This window comes from Streptomyces antimicrobicus (assembly GCF_020532625.1).
Taxonomy (GTDB): Bacteria; Actinomycetota; Actinomycetes; order Streptomycetales; family Streptomycetaceae; genus Streptomyces; species Streptomyces antimicrobicus.
This window is the reverse complement of record NZ_JAJAUY010000225.1, coordinates 1-5329: the sequence shown is the minus strand read 5'-3', so window position 1 is coordinate 5329 and position 5329 is coordinate 1. Positions and strand designations below refer to the sequence as shown.

Below are 5329 nucleotides of genomic sequence, written 5' to 3'. Positions count from 1 at the left end.
GGGACGGCCCGGGTTCGGCCCCGGCGCCCCGCCCGCGGGCGCGGGACGGCCCGGGTTGGGTCCCGGGGAGACCGTCAGGACCAGCAGGGCCACGTCGTCGCCGGGCCCGCCCCCGGTGAACGCGGCCAAGTCCCGCCACACCGCCCGGGCCAGCCCCGCAGGATGCGTGGCGAGCACCGGCACCCGGGTCGCCAGCGGATAGAAGGCGCCGGTCGCGTCCCTGGCCTCGGTCACCCCGTCCGTATAGGCCAGCAACCGGTCCCCCGGCCGCAACTCCACGTGCGCCACCGCCGGCACCCCCGCCTCCGCCAGGCCCAGCCCCAGCGGAGGCCCCGGTTCCACCGGCGGCTGCGACACCGTGAACCCCCGCAGCAGCAGCGCCGGCGGATGGCCGCAGGACACGATCCGCACCAGTTCCAGCCCCGGCGGGAACTCCAGCAGCACCGCCGTCGCGAACAGCTCCGCATGTTCCACCCCGGCCGAGTCCTCCACCAGCCGCCGGTCCAGCCGGGCCGCGACCGCCGTCAGTTCGGGGTCGTCCAGCACGCCCTCCCGGAACGCGCCCAGCAGCCCCGCCACCGTGCCGACCGCGGCCAGCCCGTGCCCCTGCACGTCCCCGACCACCGCCCGTACGCCGTACGGCCCGGCCCGTACGTCGTACAGGTCGCCGCCGACCAGCGTCCCCCGCTGCGCCGCCCGGTACAGGCCGGTGCAGCCCAGCGGACCGACCCGTTCCGGTACTGGCGGCAGCACGGCCAGCTGCGCGGCCTCCGCAACCGTCCGTACGCTCACCAACTGCGCGTCCCGCCGCTTGCGCACCCACGCGATCACCACGCTGAGCAGCGCGATGGCCGCGACCGTGGCCAGGTCCGTACCCTGCGCGTGCCCCACTCCCAGGTTGCGCACCCCCAGCAGCACCAGCACGACCCCGGCGAACAGCGCCGTGCCCGCCGCCCCGTACGCGAACGCCGCCACAGGCGGCAGCCCGGCCAGGAAGAACCCCAGCTCGACGGTGCCCGGCGTGGCCCGCTGGGCGAGCACCAGGCCGATCAGGGCCGCCACGGGCGCGATCCGGGCCCACTGCGGCGGCGTCGCCGCCTGCAGCCGGCCGCCGGCCTCCTCGCGTCCGCGTCTCACCCCTCCACCCTGGTCCCCCCACCGACCCCCCGCACGCCGGACGCACCCCACCGGTTCCCCTGCACCTACGCTCCCTCCCTCCGCCCTCCTCCCTCCTCCTTCCGCGCCCGTCGACGGCTGGACGGCTGGACGGCTCGACGGCCCGACCATGTCGGACCACCCGGCGACCCCGGAGATCCTTCGTCACGCTCCGACGGCCCTGGGCCCCCTCCCAGGCCGCGCCTGCTGACCTGCCTCTGCGCGCGCCCCCGACAGGCCCGGCATCGCCCTCCTCCCTTCGGCCCGCGCCCTTCGGCCCCGGCCCTCGACCTCCCGGCCCCGGCCTTTCGGCTCCCGACCTCCCGGCCCCCCACCTCCCGGCCCCCGGCCTCCCCGCCCCGCGGCCTCGGGCCGTCCGCCGCCCGGGTGGCCCCGAGGGCTGGCCCTGGCGCGGGGCGGCCGCGACAGTGGATCCGTGACGGACTCCGACGCCCGGGCCTCCGACAGCGGGGCCCCGCACGCCCCCACCCCCGGCGGCCGAGCCCCCCGAGCCCCGGCCCCCGGCGGCCGGGCCCCGGCCGGTGCAGACACCGACGCCCCGGCCGCAGAAACCCGCGCCCCCGAAGCGGTGGCCCCCGACGCCCGCGCCGCAGACGCCGAGGCGGCAGACGCCCCGGCCGCAGACGCCCGGGCCCCCGCCCCGGAGCACCCCGGTGACAGCCGGAGCGCCGGAATCAGTACGCGGCTCAACTGGCTGCGTGCCGGGGTGCTCGGGGCCAACGACGGGATCATCTCCACCGCCGGTCTGGTCGTCGGTGTGGCCGGTGCGACGACCTCCCGCGCCTCGATCCTCGCCGCGGGCGTCGCGGGGCTGCTGGCCGGTTCGTTGTCGATGGCCGCGGGCGAGTACGTGTCCGTCAGTTCCCAGCGCGACTCCGAACGGGCCGCCCTGGACCTCGAACGCCGCGAACTGGCCGCCGATCCCGAGGCCGAGCTCGCCGAGCTGACCGAGCTCCTCGCGGACCGCGGCCTCACCCGGGACGTGGCGCGGGAGGCCGCCGAACAGCTCACCGCACGCGACGCCCTGCGCGCCCACGCCCGCGTCGAGCTCGGCATCGAACCGGACGAGCTGGCCAACCCCTGGCACGCCGCCCTGGCCAGCCTCGCCGCCTTCACGGTGGGCGCGCTGCTGCCGCTGCTGGCCATCGTGCTGCCGGAGCCTTCGCACCGGGTCCCGGTCACCGTCGCCGCGGTCCTCGCCGCGCTCACCCTGTGCGGCTGGATCAGCGCCCGCCTGGGCAACGCCCCCGTGCCCCGCGCGATCGTCCGCAACGTCACCGGCGGCGCCCTCGCCATGGCCGTCACGTACGCGGTCGGCACCTGGATCGGCTCCGGCTGAGCAACGGGTCGCCGCCCCGTCCCCGGGTCGCCGTCCCACCCCGCCGGGTCGCCGCCCCACCCCGCCGGGTCGCCGTCCCACCCCGCCGGGTCGCCGCCGGCCCGTAGGGCCGCCCCAGGACCCCGTAAGGCCGCCGCGGGACCCACCGAACCGGACCCCGCACGGCCGCCGCCGGCCGGCGGCCGCCGGTCCCGGCGCCCGGACGTCGGAGGGGCGGGTCGGGCGTCGTACCGACCCGCCCGGCGGGCAGGATGGGGGCATGCGGATCGCGGTCACCGGCTCGACCGGGCTCATCGGCAAGGCACTCGTACGGTCCCTGCGCGCGGACGGGCACGAGGTGGTGCGGTACGTGCGGCGGGCGCCCGCCGCGCCCGACGAAGCGCGCTGGGACCCCTCCGCCGGCTACGTCGACCCGGCCGGCCTCGCCGGCTGCGAGGCCGTCGTCCACCTGGCCGGCGCCGGGATCGGTGACCGCCGGTGGACGGACGCGCACAAGAGGGCGATCCGTGACAGCCGGGTCCTCGGTACGGCGGCCCTCGCGCGCACCCTCGCCGCCCTCGACGAACCGCCGCGGGTCCTGGTCAGCGGCTCGGCCGTCGGGTACTACGGCGACCAGGGCGACCGCGTCCTCGACGAGGACTCCCCGGCCGGCGAGGGCTTCCTGCCCTCGGTCTGCGTCGAGTGGGAGGCGGCGGCCGCCCCCGCCCACGCGGCGGGGGTGCGGACGGTCTTCGCCCGCACCGGACTCGTCGTCGCCCGCGAGGGCGGCGCCTGGGCCCGGCTCTTCCCGGTCTTCCGGGCCGGCCTCGGCGGGCGGCTCGGCGACGGCCGCCAGTACTGGCCGTTCATCGCCCTGCACGACGAGGTCGCGGCCCTGCGGCACCTGATCGACACGCCGGACCTGAGCGGCCCGGTCAACCTCACCGCCCCGGAGCCGCTGACCAACCGGGAGATCACGGCCGCCATGGGCCGCGTACTGCACCGGCCGACGGTGTTCGCCGTGCCCGAGCCGGTGCTGCGGATCGTCCTCGGCGAACTGGCCCAGGACGTCCTCGGCAGCCAGCGCGCCCGGCCGGTACGGCTGCTGCGGTCCGGGTTCGTGTTCCGGTACCCGGGCATCGAGGACGCGCTGCGCGCGGCGCTGGCGGGAACGGGGAGCGCGGAGCCGGCGGACCGCGCCGGCTGACGGGCCGGAGCCGACCGCTGACGGGCCGGAGCCGACCGAGACCCCGCGCGGGGCGCGCGGGAGGCACCGCCCGCCAGCCGCTGCCAGCCACCGCCCGGTCGCTGCCGGCCGCTGCCGGCGGCCGCCGTTCGGGCGGCCCTGAAGCCCGTGGGGAGCCGGCCGGCGCCCGCGCGTCCGGAAGCCGTGCGACCTCGGCCGTGCGACGGAGTTGCGACCGTTCATGAACCGTACGCGACCGGCGCGCGACCACGACGCGACCGCGGTGCGACCGAAGTTGTGCCCAATACCGCACCGAACTTGGGTTCCCCTCAAGTCCGTCGGGGGAAGGAGGACGAGACAAGCCGCGCCGACCTCGGGGAGGGGCACGTGCTCAGCAGCGCACAGGTACACGCTCACGCTCATGCACACGAACACGCACACACGCACCACGCGGACGTCGTCATCGTCGGAGCCGGCGTCTCGGGGCTCGCGGCGGCACACCATCTGATCGCAGCGGGGGTCAGCGTCATCCTCCTGGAGGCCGCGGACGGCCCCGGCGGGCGGATGGCCACCGAGACGGTCGACGGGTTCCGGCTCGACCGGATCGGCCAGTTGCTCAACACCTCGTACCCGGAGCTCGACCTGACGCCCGGTCTGTCCGACCTGGTCCTGCGGCCGTTCGCCCCGGGCGTGCTCGTGCACGCCGAGGGCAAGCCGCAGCGGGTCGGCACCCTCACCCCGGCCCGGGCCCTGGCCAGCGGGTCGCTGGACCAGGCCCGGCTCAGCGCGTCGCTGGGCCGGCTGGCGGCGCTCCCGGTGGAACGGGTGCTGGCCCGCCCCGAACGCACCGCCCGGGCCGCGCTCCGCTCCCGGGGCACCGGTGCCCTGCGGCCCCTGCTGTCCACCTTGTTGTGCGACCCGGAGCTCGGGACGTCCAGTCGGGTCGCGGACCTGGCGCTACGGGGCTTCGCCCAGGGCCGGCTGGCCGTGCCGGAGGGCGGCGCGGCCGCGCTGCCGCAGCTGCTCGCGGCAGGACTGCCGGTGGGGACGGTCCGCACCGGGGTGCGGGTCCGCTCGATCGCGACGAACTCCGTCGCCACGGAGGACCACGGGGACTTCCGCTGCCGTTCGGTGCTGCTGGCCACCGGGGCGCGGGCGGCGGCGGAACTGCTGCCGGGGCTGCGGGTGCCGGCGTTCCACGAGATGACCGTCGTCCACCACGCGGTGCCGGGCGGACTGCCGTCCGACGGGTCGCTGCTCCTCGACGGGGACCCGAAGTGGCCGGTGGCGCACACGGCCGTGATGAGCGCGGTGGATCCCAGCAGGGCGCCGGCCGGCACGTCGCTGGTGACGTCCACGGTGCTGGGGCCGCCACCGGCGGCACGCACGCTGACGTCCCGGCTGGCGCGGCTCTACGAGGTCCCCACCCGGGAGTGGGACCTCCTGGCGGTCCACCACACGCGGGAGGCGGTGCCGGCGATGCCGCCGCCGCACGACCTGCGGCGGCCCGTGCGGGTGCTGTCGGGGCTGTACGTGTGCGGCGACCACCGCGACACGAACACCGTCCAGGGCGCGTTGCACTCGGCCCGCCGAGCCGCGGCCGCCGCCCTCCGCGACTTCGGCCTCCCGCTCCCCGCGGCGGAGCCACC

4 protein-coding genes are annotated in these 5329 nt (G+C 77.7%); 3 read left to right on the top strand and 1 reads right to left on the bottom strand.

Annotated features, from left to right (window positions below; all coding sequences use genetic code 11):
• On the bottom strand, positions 1-1137 hold a 1137-nt coding region (locus tag LG632_RS29350; RefSeq protein ID WP_226730955.1), incomplete at its 3' end, for a PP2C family protein-serine/threonine phosphatase.
• 712 nt (positions 1138-1849) lie between these two features.
• Between LG632_RS29350 and LG632_RS29345 the strand changes: the two genes are divergently transcribed.
• The 3 genes from LG632_RS29345 to LG632_RS29335 all read left to right on the top strand — a co-directional run.
• Positions 1850-2515 (top strand): VIT1/CCC1 transporter family protein, encoded by a 666-nt coding sequence (locus tag LG632_RS29345; RefSeq protein ID WP_226730957.1) that lies wholly within the window; start codon positions 1850-1852, stop codon positions 2513-2515.
• Positions 2516-2774: 259 nt separating this feature from the next.
• Entirely contained in the window at positions 2775-3701 is a 927-nt protein-coding gene (locus LG632_RS29340) for a TIGR01777 family oxidoreductase (RefSeq protein ID WP_226730953.1), read from the top strand.
• A gap of 366 nt (positions 3702-4067) precedes the next feature.
• Positions 4068-5329, top strand: a 1262-nt coding sequence (locus tag LG632_RS29335; RefSeq protein WP_226730951.1) for an FAD-dependent oxidoreductase, incomplete at its 3' end; no start/stop codon positions are given.

Coding starts and splice junctions, on each gene's coding strand:
- LG632_RS29340 (WP_226730953.1), top strand. CDS start 2,775: ATGCGGATCGCGGTCACCGGCTCGACCGGGCTCATCGGCAAGGCACTC.